General features: G+C 53.9%; 9 protein-coding genes and 4 pseudogenes. 4 read left to right on the top strand and 9 right to left on the bottom strand.

Annotated features, from left to right (window positions below; genetic code table 11):
- Nucleotides 1-91 precede the first annotated feature (91 nt).
- From DSM3645_RS04460 to DSM3645_RS04440, 5 genes are all read right to left on the bottom strand, one after another.
- Nucleotides 92-829 (bottom strand): hypothetical protein, encoded by a 738-nt coding sequence (locus DSM3645_RS04460; protein ID WP_002650839.1) that lies wholly within the window; start codon nt 827-829, stop codon nt 92-94.
- 119 nt (nt 830-948) lie between these two features.
- Nucleotides 949-1,416 (bottom strand): hypothetical protein, encoded by a 468-nt coding sequence (locus DSM3645_RS04455; RefSeq protein ID WP_002650838.1) that lies wholly within the window; start codon nt 1,414-1,416, stop codon nt 949-951.
- 62 nt (nt 1,417-1,478) lie between these two features.
- On the bottom strand, nt 1,479-1,727 hold the full coding sequence (locus tag DSM3645_RS31605) for a tyrosine-type recombinase/integrase (protein WP_040351605.1): 249 nt from the start codon (nt 1,725-1,727) through the stop codon (nt 1,479-1,481).
- A gap of 261 nt (nt 1,728-1,988) precedes the next feature.
- On the bottom strand, nt 1,989-7,535 hold the full coding sequence (locus DSM3645_RS04445) for an AAA domain-containing protein (protein ID WP_002650836.1): 5,547 nt from the start codon (nt 7,533-7,535) through the stop codon (nt 1,989-1,991).
- Nucleotides 7,532-8,764 carry a SprT-like domain-containing protein gene (locus DSM3645_RS04440; RefSeq protein ID WP_116344365.1) on the bottom strand — a complete coding sequence of 411 codons (1,233 nt, stop codon included), beginning with the start codon at nt 8,762-8,764 and terminating at the stop codon, nt 7,532-7,534. The genes DSM3645_RS04445 and DSM3645_RS04440 overlap by 4 nt, the downstream gene beginning before the upstream one ends.
- A 567-nt stretch (nt 8,765-9,331) precedes the next feature.
- Between DSM3645_RS04440 and DSM3645_RS04435 the strand changes: the two genes are divergently transcribed.
- Both DSM3645_RS04435 and DSM3645_RS29240 read left to right on the top strand, forming a co-directional pair.
- Nucleotides 9,332-11,725, top strand: a complete 2,394-nt coding sequence (locus tag DSM3645_RS04435) for a dynamin family protein (RefSeq protein ID WP_002650834.1) — start codon at nt 9,332-9,334, stop codon at nt 11,723-11,725.
- Nucleotides 11,722-14,478 carry a helicase-related protein gene (locus tag DSM3645_RS29240; protein ID WP_081444716.1) on the top strand — a complete coding sequence of 919 codons (2,757 nt, stop codon included), beginning with the start codon at nt 11,722-11,724 and terminating at the stop codon, nt 14,476-14,478. Before DSM3645_RS04435 ends, DSM3645_RS29240 begins: the two co-directional genes overlap by 4 nt.
- A 490-nt stretch (nt 14,479-14,968) precedes the next feature.
- On the opposite strand, the pseudogene DSM3645_RS04420 reads toward DSM3645_RS29240, so the two are convergent.
- A pseudogene (locus DSM3645_RS04420) lies at nt 14,969-15,550 on the bottom strand (IS256 family transposase); the annotation flags it as partial.
- Here DSM3645_RS04420 and DSM3645_RS29235 point away from each other — a divergent pair.
- Nucleotides 15,545-15,706 carry an integrase core domain-containing protein gene (locus tag DSM3645_RS29235; RefSeq protein ID WP_081444903.1) on the top strand — a complete coding sequence of 54 codons (162 nt, stop codon included), beginning with the start codon at nt 15,545-15,547 and terminating at the stop codon, nt 15,704-15,706. The pseudogene DSM3645_RS04420 and the gene DSM3645_RS29235 overlap by 6 nt on opposite strands.
- Before the next feature lie 29 nt (nt 15,707-15,735).
- On the opposite strand, the pseudogene DSM3645_RS31905 reads toward DSM3645_RS29235, so the two are convergent.
- A pseudogene (locus DSM3645_RS31905) lies at nt 15,736-16,161 on the bottom strand (transposase); the annotation flags it as partial.
- A gap of 115 nt (nt 16,162-16,276) precedes the next feature.
- On the opposite strand from DSM3645_RS31905, the pseudogene DSM3645_RS31155 reads away from it, so the two are divergent.
- A pseudogene (locus DSM3645_RS31155) lies at nt 16,277-16,537 on the top strand (HIT family protein); the annotation flags it as partial.
- Between the two features lie 552 nt (nt 16,538-17,089).
- On the opposite strand, the gene DSM3645_RS29225 reads toward DSM3645_RS31155, so the two are convergent.
- Nucleotides 17,090-18,190, bottom strand: a complete 1,101-nt coding sequence (locus DSM3645_RS29225; RefSeq protein ID WP_390072387.1) for an IS3 family transposase — start codon at nt 18,188-18,190, stop codon at nt 17,090-17,092.
- A pseudogene (locus DSM3645_RS31745) lies at nt 18,166-18,267 on the bottom strand (transposase); the annotation flags it as partial. The gene DSM3645_RS29225 and the pseudogene DSM3645_RS31745, both read right to left, overlap by 25 nt.
- Nucleotides 18,268-18,783: the final 516 nt, after the last annotated feature.

Below are 18,783 nucleotides of genomic sequence, written 5' to 3'. Positions count from 1 at the left end.
TGTTGGGGTGTTTAGTCAACGGGAACGCGTCCTATCGGATAACGGTGGTCGTCAGCGGGCACGGCCAGTGTGGCTTCCACTTGTAAACGTCTTATGCCGTGCTCCGTTGCACGACATTGTTATCCGAAGTTGTGACGTCCGCGAACATCTGATTAATGCCAAGCATGTCACGAAAGAGATTTTCTAAGGATTCCATGATTGGAAGAATCTCGTCTTTCATTCGATTGTACGTCGCAGTCCACTCCTTTGTGCTTTCAACTTCTGATCTCCCGTGCTCGACCTTCATTGAGAAGCTGTTAGCGGTGTCGAAAAGCTGTTTCTCAACATTCTTAACTCTCTTTGCGAGGGCTGTGGGTAAGTAGATGCGTCTTTCACGATACACGGAGCGAAGTTCCATGATTGTGTCATTGACCGCATTTCGCCTTTCTTCCTTGGATCCCATGGAAGGCGTTTCCAAAATTGCTGTGTATGCTGCGACGGCATTGAATGCCGCGTCGAGACTGTGATGGGTCTTCACAATTGCCTCTGCCGCTTTCTCGTACTGCGTTGAGAAGCGAATTTGGGCTATAGCGGCATCAGCACCTAACGCGGCCTTTAGGCGTTCAAGAGCGATCTCTCCATCCGTCTGAAGAGACGATTTGAGGTGTGCGAGCGTCGTTTCACTCTCGGTACGCAAATCCGATTTGTGCGATTCCAGCTCCTTCGCATACATTTGGCGAATTGAACCGATCAACCATTCACCAAGCGTAGCACGAAAGATATATCCAATTGCCGCGAGAATCGCGGTGACACATGTGGTCGAGGCGAGAATAACGAGTAAGAATTCCATCAAGATTCATTCAGTCGGATAACGTTCAGGATCACCGAGCCCGGACGATAATCGTTGCTTCAAAAAAACGGCTGCAAGCTGGGCTTCGCATGCATCCGTTTGTTATGCGGCGTTCTCGATTAGTCCCAGAAGTTGAAAATTATTTCGCCAACTGTTGACGGTTTGTGAATCAGGATTTGGTCGTATTCGGTATCGGAGATGTCCGATGCATCGACATCATGGGGTGGTATTGCCAGTTCATCTATCGTGAGTATTTGGAACTCGCCAAGTTCCTGCCATCGTTTTCCGAATTCTGGTCGATCAATGAATTCAATCGTCAGCGAATCAAATTGAATCGGTTGGGAAAAGGCAATGAGCGGATAGTGTCCGTTCATCAAAGTCGCAAATGATTCGTTGTCGGTTTTAAATTCGATTGCGGTGAAGTTTCTATCAGGTGCGGACGCGATTTTGTGCGTAAGTGTCAGCTGAGCGCCGATCAACTGCGCAAATGAATGGGCAAGCGCAATGAATGTGTTTTCGTCTGTGATTGGTGGCGGAGGTTCAAGATAGTAGTGAAATCCGGTAATGCCATACGGAAGCCGTTTCACTTAAGTCTCCAAAGCCGCCTAACTAGTGTTTATTCAGAACCTTTCCGAATAACGTGCGCACGTTAATCGGAATCAGCCGGGATGCGGACGCCACGGCTTCCCTGGTTCAAAACAGGAGTATAAATCATCGTCGTCCTAAAGTCTCTGTGAACAAGGAGTTCCTGTACCGTGCGGATGTCATAGGCCACCTCGATCAGATGGGTTGCGAACGAGTGACGGAATGTATGAGCCGTCACTCGTTTCGTGATATGCGCTCGACAAGCCAACGCATCAGTCCGATCGCGTCGGTTCCAAGGCTTCTCGATGAGCATTAGAACCCTCCTATGGTGTGGATTCAATACTCTTCGAGCACAATCTTTGTTCACCCAAGACGAACCGTCCTGGGTCACTACCTCCATTAATAACAAATGCCGACGGATTTCGTGGAAGCTTGTCGTGGCAAGACACGCCAGCGGCAGGACGGAAATGACTCAGGCAATCGGCCTCATTTAGGCGTTTGTGACCCCCTTCACTCGGTTTTGTTTGCCGCTTAGTAAACGGAATCTCGACGATCCGATTTGTCACAGGAACATCTACGTGCGAGCTGCACAATATCCTTTCGCGGTCTTCTCCCGAATTAACCGCTGGTAATCTTTAGCAGCCGACGAATAATCGACAAACGACTTCGTACGCGACTGACCAGAAGTCCCAATCCTCCCAAAACGAACAGTATGGGAATTCCCGCTCAAAGTGATCTCCCAAAACTTCTGGGAGCGATCGTCCTTCAGTTCCAAGTAGGTCTTTTCAATCGCTGCCGGCTCTTCCGCATGGATCGTTAAAGGTTCAATCGAGGATCGCGATAAATCCAAAGGTGGAGCGTCGAGATCGTTCTCGCTTGCGGCTTCAGGCAATGTTGCAACGGAAGTAGGCTCCTCAGCGGTGGATTCGGTTTCAGACAGCTCCTCTGATTCATCCTCACGTAAGGCAAGCCAGGGATCTTCCTCCCCCGCAAGGATATTCAGAAGGCGATCCAGCTCCTTCGCAGGATCGCCAAACCAATCCTTCGCCAGGACCTGGGTCACGCGCCAGCCGAAGTTACGAAGCAGTCTCGGCCGCATCATATCTCGCTCCAGCAGGTCAGCCTGTTCGTAGTGCTCCGGTGTATCGAGAAATATTCCCAAGCGATACGCTTCGTCTTCCGGGCGGCGAATAGCCAAGTCGCAGCGGAAATACGAATGCCCTACGTTGGCGTCGACGATGTAGCCTCGCTCTCGCAGCGCTGTGCAGAGGATCTCGGCCAGGGCCGATTGTTTGGGCTTCGCTTCTGCCTGGTCCATCCAGCGGGACAGCCCGCGTAGAACGCTATGGATGGTGGTGTTGTCGCTCGCGGAAGCTGCTTCGGCGTAGCGGAGATATTGTTTCAGGCAGTTGGCCCCGTCGTTGTAGTCGTTGGTGATCTCGGCATGTTTGATGGAACTGACCAGGGCCATATGCTCTTTGGCTCGGGAGAACGCGACGTTTAGCCGCTTTTCGCCTCCGCTCTTGTTGATCGGGCCGAAGTTCATTCGCATCTTGCCTTGGCGATCTCTGCCGTAGCAAACGCTCAGGATGATGATGTCGCGTTCGTCTCCTTGGATGTTTTCCAGGTTCTTCACCAGCAGGCCGACAAACTGGCCGTCGTCTTCTCGTTCGTATTCGGCGTCCAGCCGGCTGGCGAACTCGGCGTCTTCGCCGGCCAGGCGTAAAAGGGCGTCTTGGATTTCGCCTTGTTGAGCTTCGGAGAAGGCGACCACGCCAACTGTTTTCCCTCCTGGCTCGCGGATCAACTCGCGAACCATGCCGGCGATATATTCGGCCTCGGCGGTGTTGCGGCGATTTTCATAGTTGGCCGTGGGCAGGTAGTGAAAGCTGACGGCTCGCTCCAGTAACGTCTGGGCACCCTGCGATGGCGAGAAATCTTGTTTGACGGAGATCGCCGGACGCAACTTGTCCGAAATTCGATCTTCGGGAACGGTCAACAAGCGACCGTCGTAGAACTTCCAATTGGAGAAGCTGATCAGCGATTCGCTGCGGCTGCGGTAATGCCAACCCAGCATGGTGGAAGGAAGATTTTTGGCCGCGTGATTCAGGAAGCTGTCGCTCTCCAGGTCGTACTGGACGAGTTCCCCTTCTTCTTCGATCAGAAGTTCGTCATCTTCGTCTTCACTCCGCTTGGTCGAGAAGAAGTCAGTCGGAGGGAGTTGCATTTCGTCTCCCACCACAATGCACTGCGTCGCCCGAAAGATGGAGGGGATCGATTCTTCGAGCGTTAGTTGGCTCGCTTCGTCGAAGATCACGACATCGAAGTGTTTCGTATCCAGCGGCAGCGTGTCGGAAACGCTCAGCGGGCTCATCAGCCAGACCGGCTTCAGGTCTTTGATCACATCGCCCGACTCGCCGGAAACAAGCTCGCGGATCGGCTTGTACCGCATTGACTTGCCAAACTCATGCTCCAATTCACGTCGCCCGCGGCTGTACGATTTTTTGTGCTCCTTTTCGTCCGCCGATAGTTTGGCGGCAGGCAGCTCGCAGAGACGAACATGGTCATAGAATCGCTTTTCGACGCCTCGCAGAATCTCCCGGGCGTTCGCTCCCAACCAGCGATCGTATTGTCGTTGTAGTCCCAAGGCATGCTTGGCACGCTCACCGCCGTCGAACGTCTCTAGCAAACTGGCTTGTCGATAGCAGAGATCCACCGTGTGGGCGGCCGACGCCGCTTCCAACTGAGCGGGCGAAAGAGGGAGCGTGCGCAGGGCACGGCGAATCGTTGGCGGAAGCTCTGCAAGTTCTTCCAAGGCCTCCAGGAAGTCAGGCAAGTCTTCGAGCGAATCGTCGGCACTGGACAGCGCCCCGTCCAGCTGGCTAAGCGGTAACGCGTCTACGTCTTCGGCAAATCGCCCTAGCTCTTCCTCCAGGCGGGCAAGCGACTTATCGGCTGCCATCAATCGATCGACGATCGGTTGTGCCTGCGGAGATTTTAGCATCGCTTGGTGCACTCGCGTCAATTCGGCGGGCAACGTCCGTAGGTCAGCTTTGAGCCGGTCGAGGCTCGTCAGGAACGATTCAACTTCGGCCGGTGCGCCGAACTCCTGGGACATCAACGCCGCACATGCCTGAACTCCCTTTTGCCGTGCATACTCATCGCGAAGCCCCTCCAGCACCTGACGCCAGCTTGGCCGAACGACGTGCGACGAAAAGTCATAGGATCGGTTCAAGATCCCACGCAGTCGCCACCACTGCGGGCTCAGCCAGGCGAGCCATTTCCCCTCGAACCCGCGTGCCTGGTCGATCGCTGTTTCGACTTCCTCTTCCGGTAGCCGACTGCGCCAGGCTTTCGTCTTATTGGCGGCGTCGGCGACTTCCTGCTGCTTCTGCGAAAACTCGTGCGTGCGTGCGGCCCAGCGTTTCGCGATATCAGACTGCTCGTCTAGCAGCGGCGTGAGGCCCAGCGAGCTGACAGGCTGCAATTTTCGGGCATAGTCGACCAATGCGCGAGCCTTGGTCAAGTTCTCCCATTGATTGGCGGGAATGCCCGACTTGCCCAGTTGCTGCTGCAACGCGTCCAAGTGAGCACGGGCGTTCTCGATCGCCGAAGTAATCAGTTCGATCGGACTTTCTTGCCGGGCCATCTGAGGCGAAACGAGAAATAGCGGATGCCGAGAGGCAATCGCGTCTGGCTGAACGCGAATAAGGGCCGTCGAATATCGATCGATCGCCGCACGTGAGCCGGGCCAAAGCGAGTAGTCCGGCAAACGCTCCTTTTCTGCTGGGGTAACTTCTGTAAGTTGCGGATGCAGCGAAATGCCGTGATCCAGCAGCTCTCGCAGCGACATGCCAGCTTGTTCGCGGTGGCAGGTCATCTCTTCGTCGTAGTTTTCCAACGGCGACAACTCGGCCGCCATGCGCCGCAGTACGGTATCGCGACGGACAAGCTTTGTTTTGGAATGCTCTTCCTGAAGAAAACGCTCGTAGGTTTCCTTCAGGTCCATCACAAACTCTTTTTTATCCGTTTGTGAATCGTGGATCAGGCAGCAGAGAGGCTTCAAACCGCAGTGACGGAGCCGGGCGAACACCACATCGATCGCCGCCCGCTTTTCGCAGACGAAGAGGACCCGCTTTCCCCGAGCGACGTAGTCGGCGATCAGATTGGTAATCGTTTGCGACTTGCCAGTTCCCGGCGGCCCCTGAATGATGTAGCTCTTGCCGGTCCGGGCTTCCTCGACGGCGGTTGCTTGAGTCGGATCGCACGGCACAACGTCAAAGCGATCGTCTAAGGCCGGCGTCTGCGGCAGAGTTCGCTGGGCCGCTCTCGGCGTCAAAGAGAAGATCGACTCGAACGGAACACTGGCCGGCTGTTCCCCCACCAGGCTATCGTAGTCGCGAACCAGCGACATCTTGCGATACTTGAAGTTCGCCAGCGTCACACTGCACAGATCAAACGTCCATGTATACGGATTCTCCTCTCCGCCTTCATGCAAACTGTAGAACGATTTTTCTTTGACCGCTTCGGCGGGCGATTCCGGCTCGACCATGAAGGTTCGCGGCCGCGGCTTCTCTTCCACGATCGAACGCAAGTGCGTCTCGGGAACGCGAACACGATCGGCGAACAGCTTGATCCCCAGCGGATGGTAGTTGGCCGGATCGTAGCTGTAGTCGAGTTCGAGAAACTTGCGGACGCCGCGTCCCGCCAGGCGGGCTCGCCGGCGATATTGATCCAGCCGGCGTTTGGCACGCTCGTGGATGAGTGAGATACGCGGGCGATCGACCTTCTTTAGCGTTACCGAAACATCGCTCGACTCAATTCGTTTGGCCAGCAGCGTGAAGAACTCATCTAGGCTAGTCTTCGTCAGGTCAATGCTAATAGGCAGTTCGATGTTGTAGAGTTGCTTGAATTGATGCCGGACGACCGGATTGATTTCCGCGTCCGATTCGAGCACCTCCAGTTGGAACGTATCGCGGATTCCCTTCTTTTTGCTCAGCTTGACTGGTAGCAGCACAAACGGCGAATCGTATTGCTCGATCGGTTTCTCTTTCAGGTTCGCCCAGTGCAAAAAGCAAACGACCAGTCGCAACTGAGCAAAGCCATACTCGGCCTGATCGCGGCTGGCTTCAGCGATGGTGCGATCGAGCAGGCTAGGCAGGTAAATCGCCTCCGCAAAGTTCAGATATTTGTTTAGCGAAACAGGTTTGCCGCTGACAAATTCCCGCTGCGTCGCATCGTTCCAGATCAAAATCTGGTCGGGACGAACATTCTTGACGTCAAAGGAGAGAGGAACCGATGCCTGGGTCAGATTGACGCTTTGCATCGTCGCTTTGAAGTGCAGCAAACGATTCCGTCGCGTTAAATCGAATAGTCGCTCTCGCAATCGCGTCAGCACAACGGCTTGCTTCGTTTTGGAATCCTTCTCCTTCAAGCCTTCAATTCGTGCAAGGTCGATTTCAAAGTCGATCCCTTGGTCGCGGTAATTTTCTAGCGTAGAAAGCAGCGCCGGGAGGTCTTGAGCGCGACGATGCCGATCGACCTCCGTCATTTTGACAATTGCCCGGGCCAAGACCGGATGCAAGGCCGGCTGAATGCGGAAGAGATTGTCGCGTGAGCTGGCGAAGCGTTCCAGATCGTCCTGCTCGGTAAAATCGAGCCCGCACCCCAGACTTGCGAGAATCATCCCTAGGCTAAAGATGTCGGTCAGCGGATCGTGATGCTCGCACTCATGCTCCCAGGCGACGTAGCCCGGCAGAAATACGGGCCGAGTAACTTTCTCTCCCCGTTCCCCGAGCGAAAGATAGGTCGTCTTTTCCTCTCCTTCATCGATCGACGAGGTTCGTTTGATCTCGTTGACGATTTCGACGCCGGCAGGATTCAACGCCTGAATCTGTTGCAGTTCGCTTTGGTTGCGACGAAAGGGAAGCCGCTTCGCCTCTTCAAACCAAATGCGATTGCCTTCTACATTCAAATCGTCAAGGCCGACTAATGGAGCGACAAGCTCTACGGCGTGCGCTTCGATTGTTTCGCGTACCAGCGGCAAGAACGCCGCAAGTGCATCCTCGGTCGAGAAGCCATCGGTCTCTAGTCGCTGCGTTAGGTAGGTTTGAAATTTCATGGCTTCGGCGCGAACTCCTTCGCGGCGTTTTCCACCACTTTGGTCTTCTCGCGATCGATCCGTTCCAGTTGGTTCTTCCGCAGCTTGAGTTCCTTACGGACGATCTCCACAAAACGTGACTGAAGCTTCAATTGCTCCGCCAAAATCAGGGCGACCGCCAACGGTGCTTCTTCCAGATCGCGATCGACCGTCACAAAGTCGAGCAGCACATAGCAATAGTAGTTGATCAGCGGTTGATCCTTGGTCAGCAGATCAGCGGCCAAAGATTCGTCGGCATAATTGGCCGCTGGCGGCGTGTATGTATCAAAGAAGCGTCGGGCATGTCCCAGCATCGTATCGGTCTGCATCCAACTAGGAGCGAGCAGCAGATCAATCATCCGCCGCGTCTTGGCGGTGATGATGCTTTGAGCGAGCAGGTCAAGTTCGTTTAAAGCGAGAGGGCCTTGAATCATCTCTGTAATCTTCGCCTCGGCGTCCACATCCTGCTGGTGCCAAAATTGAACAGCCCGGGCTCGGATGTAGCTTTCCGGATGCGAAATACTTTGTGATGGCCCCGATGCCCGCTCGACAATCTCAGCCGCCTGCTTGAGATAGCTTTCAGCGTTCACCGAATCGAGCCCCGAAGAAATCTTCACCAGGGACGAGACGACCACGTTCGGATCGTTGGCGACGAAGAGCGAGCCGCGATCGCAAAAGATTTCGTTGTAAAGATAGAATAGCCGCATGCTCTCCAGATGGGCCGGATGCGCCTTCCGGTCATTCGCTAAAGCGGCCAAGATTTGGTCAACAATCAGAAACTCGCCGTCCCATTGCCGCCACAGCAGCAAGTGCGCAAGTTCATGGGCAAAGACCGAAAGCAATTCCTCTCGACTCAGCGTCGACGCGACCGGGCCCGAGAGGATGATATGAGCCTCACTCGGCAAATAAGCCAAGCCGGCGTTCATCTCCTTCGCGTTCTGTGCCTGGTAGATCGTCACAGGCACATCCAGATTCAGCCGCTCCCTCGCCTGATCGGCAATCTCATACCAATCGGGCTGCGAATCCCGATCAATTCGATAAGTCGACTTGAGCAACTCAAAACGAACCGTTTCCGCCTGGTCCTCTTGCACGCGATTCGAGCGATACCAATTCCAGATTTCCGCTTCTTCCTCCTTCAAATAGTCCCGAATCTGCCGGTGATACGGCAGCGGCTCCAAGGGAGGAAGGGATTCGACGGACGTTGCGCTCACGAGGTTTCTCGGTGATGAGACAAGAAGTGACGGGTGACAATGCGACCTGCAATTTTCCGCACTCGAGAGGCTGGCTCAAGTAGCTGATGGAGAATTCCAGACAGCTCACTTGCACAGGGAATCGCCCTATTTCGTTTCGCCTTTCAACCTAAATGCTTGGCTCTTAACAACTATTGTACTAATCCGACCCCGAGACTAGAAAATCCTGTTCAACGCAAACTCCCGATTGGATTCGCCTGTTTGTCTCCGCGACTGTGATTTGCTTTTCGTAGCTCCAAAATGGCTTCCAGTCCACAAGTCCTGGTCCATTGAATTGGAGCGGGTAAAGTGGGCTGGCCACATTCTATTTCCCTTAGATTGGCAAACCTTCTCAAGACCTGTTAAGCTTGCCAGCCTGGGGGGCAACGGTACTACACAGCCCGGGGGCCGCAAAGGTTAGCATTCCTTAATCACTTTCAATACGATCGGCTACAGCCGATGCATTTTTAAAGTGCGGACGCTTGGTGGAGCAAATCTAAACGGCGGCCTTTTTATAACAGCGGTAAACTATTCGGGAGACCGTAGCTGATGCTGGTCAAGATGAACTGCACTGAGACTCTATCAGTCTGGTTTCGAAAGAAAGTGAAGCCCTTTCTGCTAAGTGAGGCACCAGATCGAGTTGTAGAGCTCGAACAAGAGCTATGCAAGCTCGAAGAATGGGAAAAAGAGCTCCATGAACCAATTGGCATTTGTTTCGTAGGTGGGGCTGGCGTTGGGAAGAGTACGCTTATCAATGCGATAGTCGCGGGCAGTGAGACTGTTGTTCCTAGCGGTGGAGTCGGCCCCTTAACGGCTCAAGCGATCCAAATCTCTTACGCCGATTCGCCATCATTCGAGGCCATTTATCATTCTCCCGCAAATTTGTGGAAGATAGGCTTTGCAATAGAGGGGGCAATCCGTCGTGAAGAAGACCACGCCGCTGTGATCGGTGATGATGCTGATCTGAAAGGATTGCTAGATGCGGAAGCGGTGGAAGAAATTGAACTCGCGGGAAAAGGAGGTGGCGATCAAAACAAAACGGAGGTCTTTAAAAAGCAAGCACAGCTTTTACTGACTGGTAATCAGGATAAGACATCCGATCTGAAGTACTTGGCGGACGGTGTACGCGAAGCAATCGGCAAACCTCGAAAATGGAACACTTCCTTGTTGTTAGAGGACGAGGAGAGACTGAATCGCTTGAAGACTATTTTTAATACCGAACACAAGACAAGTGAATCGGTGTTCGAACGCGACCATAGCTCGGAGCACTTTACAAAAGAACTCCACGATCATGCCGCTGGCTACCTCTCCCCGATTATTAGAGAACTGGAAGTCAGATGGAATTCGCCGCTACTAAGGGATGGAGTCCAATTAGTCGACTTACCTGGGCTTGGTATTGCCGGAGACGTATTCCGAGAAGTCGCTGATAAGTGGGTTCGCAATATCGCGAAGGCTGTGGTATTAGTTGTTGGCCATCGAGGAATCACCGATCCAGATGCCGACTTGCTTCGAACAAGCGGTTACCTGACACGTTTATTGCATTCTGCCGACGATCCAAATGCCGATCCAGTCAGTTTAGTTATTGCCGTGGTACGTGCAGACGAAATTGCAAGCTCCCGAAGACAGAATGACAAGTCAAAGAAGAAATTAGAGCACTTAAAGGATGTAATGATCGAGTGCTCTGATCTTGTGAGAAGCCAGTTGCATTCCTGCATCAGCAAAGCCTGGACACACGATGGGGAGGAGTTGGGAGGAGGAAAGCATGCGACGATAGAGCGGATTGCGCGCATGCTACGCGTTTTTCCATTGTCCACCGTCGAATATCGAAAGTTGCTCCTTGACGACGAGGATGAACAACCATTCATACGCGACGAAATAGACAGCGGGGTGCCCGACATCATTCAGGGCATTGGTGAGTTAGCCAAAGCATCTCAGGCCAAGACACACGATCGATTCGCCGAAGGATTAGCTTCGCTGCATCAACGATTATTGAGTCAACTGGAACTAATAAAGGCCAAGTGGGAAGAGAAAACTCGGGCGAAGGAAGAGGCTGAAGCACTCAAGGCTGAGCTTGATGTTTTTATCAAGCCGCTGCGCGAAGAATTTCGAGCAAGGCAAGGCGGCTTTAGAGCTTTCTTAAAGGAGACGATTCCTGCAAATATTGAGACCGTCGTGGTCGACGCCAGTTTGTCTGCGACCAAATCAATTCGGGGTTACCTACGGAGGCTTCGTGATGCAAATTGGCGTACGCTGCAAGCAGCGGTAAAGAGAGATGGGACGTTCTATGGCGCTAGGCATATTAACTTGCCGACGGATTTCGCCATGGCATTCGAGGATCCGGTTGCAGAGTCTTGGGGGAAACTGATCCTGAGTGAGCTCCGAAAGAGAACCAAAGAGTTTTCCGATGACTGCCTGGGTTTCGTTGATCAAATTGTTGAATGGTCCAAGCAGCAAGGTGGACGAGTTCAACCACGCCTAATTGAGGCACAGCGGGAGGCGATCGCTGCCGACACAAAGCACTTAGCGACTGTCGGAAAAAACGCAGTGGACGGGCTTCGTGAAAATGTGAGAGCGGAGCTCTGTAAGGCGATCGAGGGCCCAATCAGACGCAAATGCCAAGCGTTTGTTCGCAATGATGAACACTTTGGTACAGGCGTGCGCAACCGAATTCTCGAGTTATTTGATGAGTTGGCAGATGTTTCAATCGATGCGGCTAAGAAGCCGGCAAAAAAAGTCCTGCTGGAGAACTATGGAACCGTAGAGCAGGAAATCGTTGAAGCCTGGCGCATCCACACTGATCCGCTCAAGGCTGCCGCCGACGCCATTGTTTCAAGTCACGAAGATAGCCTGAAGCGGAGCGACGCACAGAAGCGAAAGAAGGTGCTTGAGCTTGTGCAAGATATTTTTGACTCTGCTCCGGCAATCAAGGGCTGCATCCAATGAAAACTCATTGCTTTTATCGAAATCCGGAATGGGATTTTCCAAGGTTAATTCTAAAGGTCACTGAAGAGTGGGGGATCGTCACCGCTGACCTCTGTCGCCCTCCACAGCGCCTATTGTCAACGGATCAGTACCGCCATGCTCCTGTTGAGAACGGGATGGATAGCAATCGCTTAACCCCTGATGAATCGCCCGTTGAAGTGCTCGCTAAAATCAGCGCGGATTCGAATGTCTCGTCACTAGGCAAGCGAAGCATTGCGCGATTACTCAGTTATTTTCTTATTTGCGAAGATCCGCAGAGAAGATTCGATGTTCGTGAGGTATCTACACTCGCTCACCAAGTCAGTTTAGTCCGGCACGTACTCGACAACGATAGTCTACGAAGAGTGCTAATCGCTGATGAAGTAGGACTCGGTAAGACCGTAGAGGCTGGTCTGATTATCAAAGAGTTGCTTGAACAGCGTCCTTCAACAAGAATTATTTATTTCGCGCCGGCGCGGCTTGTTTCGAATGTGCGGAAGGAATTCGATCGACTTGGTCTTAGCTTTCGCCAATGGTCGTCGCAGCAAGCTGATGCTCGCTTGGATGATCCATGTATAGTCGCGAGCATACATCGGGCAGTTCATCCAGCACATCGAGCTTCGATTCTTGGTGGGGCAGCATGGGATGTTGTTGTCGTCGACGAGTGCCATCATCTCTCTGACTGGGCGGAAGGTGGAGGGGATCCTCGCGAAAAATTTCGATTGGTTCGCGATCTGATTCGAAAGCAAGCACCCAATGGTCGTGTAATCTTTCTGAGCGGGACACCACACCAAGGCCACTCCAGTCGTTTCGAAAATCTCGTCGGATTACTGCGCGGGCCAGACGAACCTTCCAACGCAATTGAAGGACGTGTGATATTTCGAATCAAAGATGACGTCGTTGATTGGAATGGAAATCTACTGTTTCCACGTCGGACCGTTAATTCTCCCTTGGTGATTGACCTGGGAGATCGTTACCGACGATGGATATCTGCGATTCATGATCACTTTTGTCCTCCTCGGATTGATGAAAACGGAGAACCGACGGCGAAACAACGTGCCGCGGGGTGGCGCTGTGCGCAAGCCATGCAGTGGGCAGCGTCCAGTCCTCAGGCAGGGCTAGGCTATTTAGTACGGCAGGCTATTCGTTTGGGAGCAACTCCAGAGGATGCTTCCTTTGCGGAGACCATCGCAATTCTACGGCCATATCGCAATGGGCCCGCGGATGAGAATATAAATTCGCTGTTTCAACGAATGGAAAAGGAGATTCACCGGCAAAGTGCTGATAGTGACGTCGACGATATTGAGGATGAAGCTTACGGTGCGGATGAACAACAAACACTTGAGGATTTGTATGCCTTGCTTGGCGAGGGGCTTTTGATCGTGCGAGAGTGCCCTGATCTGAAGTGGGAATTCATCAAAGAAAAGGTTGTCGATCTTGCGGGTGAAGAGAAGATTGTCTTCTTCGCTCAACCCATCGAAACGGTAACTACCTTCGTGAATTTCCTGAAGCGGGAATACGGTGAGGATGTCTCTGTAATCATCGGAGGCCAAAGTGACGCGGAACGTTCTGCGGAAGTCGAAAAATTTCTCAAGCCAGACGGCGCGCGATTCCTTGTTTCCTCGAAAGCAGGTGGCGAAGGTATAAATCTTCAAGTAGCTCGCCGTCTAGTCCATATCGACGTTCCGTGGAATCCAATGGATATGGAGCAGCGTGTTGGGCGAGTTCATCGATTCGGATCCAGGCGAAATATAGTTGTCGACACAATTGTTGTTAAGGACAGTCGCGAAGAACACGCTTATCGTGCAGCCCGCGAGAAGTTGCGGCTAATAGCCTCTACCTTAGTAACGCCTGAACGTTTCGAAGCTCTTTTCTCCCGGGTGATTTGTTTGTTGCCATCTGAGGAGTTGCAACATCTCCTAATTGCGGATGACCTTGGGCCGCTTTCACATCAAAATGAACAGCAACTTGCGCAAATGGTCCGTGAGGGCTACGAGAGATGGCAGGCTTTCGATTCAAAGTACGCTGAACAGCAAAGGCAAATTCGCGCGCAAAATCCGGGAATCGCGGCGTGGGACGATTTGAGACATTTTATGCTTGGCTATAGTAAGACAATCGTCGAAGAGGGATTTTTTGCTGAACGATTTGAACTGGACGGAGATTGCACAAAGGCGGTGCAGACCGCGTCGCCTGTTCTTAAATTGAGTGATGATTCGCTTGTTGCATGTCAAGATCTCGGAGGATTGCCTGCATACGGACCGAACGGACAAATCGCGTGGCAGTTCGGAATTAATCATCCGCTTGCTATGAGCGCGCTCGTAAAGGCGGCGTTTGAAAAGGAGAAGGTTGGACCAGCGTTCATAAGATGGAGCCGCGATCGCGAATTTTTTGACAAGAATGTTCATGTCACTGTCCTGGCATTTTTAAGACTCACGCTGCGGGCCGACGAAAATCGAGGCTGGCAAGAATATGCTACGGCCCTAAGGCTGTTCGCTGTCAACTCCAGCGGTGAGAGTCGCGGATTGAGCAGTGAGGAATCCCGAGTCTTCTTTTCGGGTCTCTACCATGCAACAGTCCGCAGTAAGGTGCCTGGTGAGGCACCGTCATGCGAAGAGCTCTGCAGGCTTGAACAAGAAATTGCTGAACAACTTAGACGTCCAAGTACGGAAGACATTCAGGAGCGAAAGCGGCATGCCGTCGCGTCAATCTTTGTCGGAATAGTCGAGAAACAATGATGCATCGAATCGACAGCAATTCACTCAGGGAAGTTGCATTCGCTGGATAAAAATCACAGTCGAGCCGATCATCCAGCGTCGCTGCAAAGTTTAGCTGCTGATTTCTCCGAACAAACCGTATTTCTAGCACAATTCAACAGGTACTGTCGGATCAACTACTATAGGCTTTAGCTCAAAACGAATTCATGCTAATGGGACATGCTTAGGTTGGTCAGTGATGCATTAGTAAACTGTTTTTTGGGGCTGCCAATATTCTATTTCGCATCGAGTTCTCCAATGCCTTACCACTTGCTTCCGCACGGCGAGTAATCGATCGTGAAATAACCACATTTCAGCCAACTCGCCATCCTCCTTCAGCTTTCCGGTTGCGCGCATGGCGTCATCGCCGTTTCTTCGGATATCTCCAGGTAGTGTCCGTCAAGTTGCGCACATTTGATTTTCAGCCTGGCTCTGGAAAAATGTTTTTGCCGCGCGCGGCAAAAACATTTTTTTACTCTGCGTGATCTTCCCTCTCCTCCGGTTCGTGCAGGCGGTCCATGTCCAGGTAACGCCTTGTGCCCCAGTGTGTGCCCGCGATGTGACGCAGCCCGGCGGCGACCAACATCAGGGCGCTTTGGCCGTCGGGGAACGCTCCGACGACTCGCGTGCGACGGCGGATCTCTTTCATGATTCGCTCCAGCATGTTGTTGCTTCGCAGTCTTGTCCAGTGCTCGCGGGGGAAGTTCATGTACGCCAGCGTTTCCTGGACGCCTGCTCGGAAGCATTTTGCTGCGTTTCCCAGCCGTAACGCGGCCAGTTTCTCGGCCACTTGCTCCGCTTTTTCACTCGCTGCAGTTCTGGCGTGCACCGCCTTCAGCATCGCCGCTACGTCGCGTGACTTGCCGCGCGGCACATCCTTCAGCACGTTGCGATAGAAGTGCACGATGCAGCGCTGCCAAGCCGCCTCGGGAAAAAACTCGCCGAGTGCTTCGACCAGGCCGAGACACTTGTCGCTGGTGATCAGCCGCACGCCTTGCAGGCCACGCTCTTTGAGATGGCGTAGGAACGTTCGCCAGCTCTCGCTGTCATCGCCGCCTGGCGACAAACCTACAACCACCGTCGCCCTCATAGCAGTCTGGGCGGCCAAACCCCCGCAGATTTCGCATCGCAGTGGCCTGCTTCCGTTCCGGCTGCGCCTGCACTCCAGCAGTCCACTGCGATACCTTTTACCCAACCCGAACTCTCATAACGAGTGGACCAGAAAATGGGGGCATTCCAGGTGCTCGAACTGACCCGCGTGCCCCACAACGCCTCGGTGATGTCTTCCACGCGGCGGACCGAGACGCCGGCCAAGTACATCTCGACCAACGCCTCTTCGACGCTCGATTCGCGACGTTTGTAACGTTCGATAATCTGCGTCTCCAGCGGCAGGCTTCGCAGCCGAGGAACCTTTAGCGAGACCTCGCCCGCCTTGGTCTGCAGCTTCCGCGAGTACGACCCGGCTCGCGAGTCGACGCGGTCCGCCGTCCGCTCGTAACGCTTGGCGTTGCAAATCTGATCCGCTTCAGCGTCCAGCATCTTGTTCAACGTCTCCTCGACGGTCGAGCGGACCAGTTCATCAAGATGCCCCCGCACCGCTTCGCCGTCAATTTTAATCGCATCCCGGATCTCTTCGCCGGTCCGATCTTCTGGTAAATTCGTCATGGTCAGTCCTTGGTTCTGGTGGTGGTTGATGTTGCTAATCAAATCCATACCAGAGCCAGGGCTGGCTCTCAAATGTGCGCAGTAATTAGGACGTTATCTATCTCCAAACGACTGGATCGCATCAAATGCGGTAGCCTATGCAATATTTGATGGCTTCCCGGTCAGCCCGGGACGCGCGTTGGTAATTACGCGGCGGGTGGTGCCGACTTGGTTTGAAGCGTCTGCGGCGGAGCAGGCCGGCTTGATGGAGCTGGTAAATGCGGTCAAGTCTAAGCTGGACGAATTGCTTGATCAGAAGCCGGATGGGTACAACGTCGGCTTTAACGCCGGCGATGCAGCAGGTCAGACGGTGCCGCATGTTCATATCCATGTCATTCCGCGGTACCGGGGCGACACGGCCGATCCACGGGGCGGCGTTCGGCATGTGATTCCTGGCAAGGGAAATTATCTGGTGAAGTCGCCAGAGTCGACTACGCATCTGACGAAGCCGGTTGGACTGCAACAACTTAGCGCGGGACATCCGCGCTCGCCGCTGTGGGATCATCTGTCATCGCGGATTGCTGGAGCGAGGTTCGTGGACGTGCTGGCGTCGTTTGTGCAACTCTCGGGGCTCGACGTCATTGAAGAGCGGCTCTTCGAAGCGATTCGGAACGAGGCCCAAGTGCGGATCTTAGTCAGCGACTATCTTTACATCTCTGATGCCGAGGCCCTGCGGCGTCTGCTGGGGTGGTGCGACTCGGCGGTGAAAGAGTTTCAAGCCGAGCGACTGCTCGTGAAATTGATTGAGATCGCTAAGCTGCCGTCTGGGCCAGCCTCCTTTCATCCGAAGGCCTGGCGTATTGCCGACGAACATCAGGGCTTCCTCTCGGTCGGCAGTAGTAATCTGTCGAAGCCGGCGTTGCAGACAGGAATTGAGTGGAACTTGCTTTCAACGCGGGAAGCAGATGGCCTGCCCCAATTTTCTGTACCAAGCGTTATGAAAGATTGGTTTGGGAAACAGGTAACGATTCAATGGAGTCGCTGTGCTGCTGGAACGGAAGGAGCGCAGCGACTGAAGTGGAAGCAGCACAGCGGCGCGCGAACTCGGCCGGGTCAGGTAGCCGAGCGAGCTGTGCGGGCGGTTGTGGTTGAAGTCCTCGCGCCAGGCCCGGGCCTTGATCCTTGCGTCCTCCAAGCTCAGCAGGTCAGTCTGGTGCAGGTATTCGTCGCGAAGGCGGCTGTTGAAGCTTTTGCACAAGCCGTTTTGCCAGGGCGATCCTGGTTCGATGTAGAGTACTTCGACGCCGATCAGGTCCAGCCAGGTCTTGATCGCGCAGGAGATAAACTCTGGGCCGTTGTCGCAGCGAATCCGCTTCGGCGCGCCATGCATCGCGAACAGCTCGGCGAGCGTATCGATCGCGTCTTCGCTGGTAATGCTGCGGCCAACCTTGATCGCCAGGCACTGCCGCGTGTACTCATCCACGATGTTCAAAAAGCGGATCGTCCTGCCATCGATCGTCGATGACTGAATGAAATCCCATGTCCACACGTCGTGCATGAACCCGGCCGGCTGCACGTGGCAAGCGTTCGTCGAGACGCCTGTCGCCCGCTTTTTACGGCGTTTTTGCGGAACTTTCAGCCCGGCCGCTTTCCAAAGTCGGTACATCTTTTTCATGTTCAAGGTCTCCCCCTCGCGCCGCAATAACTGACAGATCTGACGATAACCCCAGCGCGGTCGCTGCCGTACAAGCTCTAAAATCCGCTTGGTCAGACGCACGTCTTCGTCCTTCGGCTTCCCCTCAAATCGCTGGCTCGATCGAGGCTGATCGAGCCAGCGACAGGCCCGCCTTTCGGAGACTGAAAACTTCTCCTGAAGCTGCTTGACCGCCGCGCGTCGCGACTGAGGGGTGGTCAGTTTCCCTTGGCGATCTCCTTCAGCATCGAGATATCCAAGGCCTGATCGGCGACGATCTTTTTCAGTCGATTGTTCTCTTCTTCGAGCGACTTGAGACGCTTCGCCTCTTCGCTCTTCATCCCGCCATACTGCGATCGCCAGCGGCTCAAAGTGGCCTCGCTGACTTCCAGCGCCTGCAGCACTTCTCCGACGCTCTTGCCAGCCGCCACCATGGCGTCCGCGTCCCGCAACTTCTTGATGATCTGTTCGGCAGAATGCCGTCGTCGCTTCTTGCTCATGAAAAATCCTTCGCCGAAAGTGGCTCTAGACTTTCATAACATCTGGATCAGGATTTGGGGAGCATTCCACAGAGCCAGAGGCCCACTCGCAAATCGTCTCCGAGTTTGAATCGCTGTGGAAAGTCGCTTCGCCGCTGACTCCAGAGCTTGTTGATAACTACTCGCAACTCGCAGCCAGGTACCCGGCGGCTCATTTTGAACCGGAGTCGGACGACCTTCGCGTAGTCACCTTATCGCCACGCCCCTGGCAGGCAGAGGCACTTGCTGCTCTTGACCGATTACGGACAGCTGGATACCCGCGGGCTCTGTTCGCTGTGGCGACCGGCATGAGAAATACTTGGCTGCGGGATCTCTGCGACTGCCTAAAATACGCCGAAAAAGCAGGCGACGGCACGCTCGATATCTCAGATGAACCGCGTTACCCACGCCGATCGGTGGGGAGTGTAGTTG

The sequence above is a fragment of the Blastopirellula marina DSM 3645 genome (assembly GCF_000153105.1).
Taxonomy (GTDB): Bacteria; Planctomycetota; Planctomycetia; order Pirellulales; family Pirellulaceae; genus Blastopirellula; species Blastopirellula marina.
Note: the sequence above shows the minus strand (reverse complement) of the source record. Positions and strands in the feature narration are given on the sequence as shown.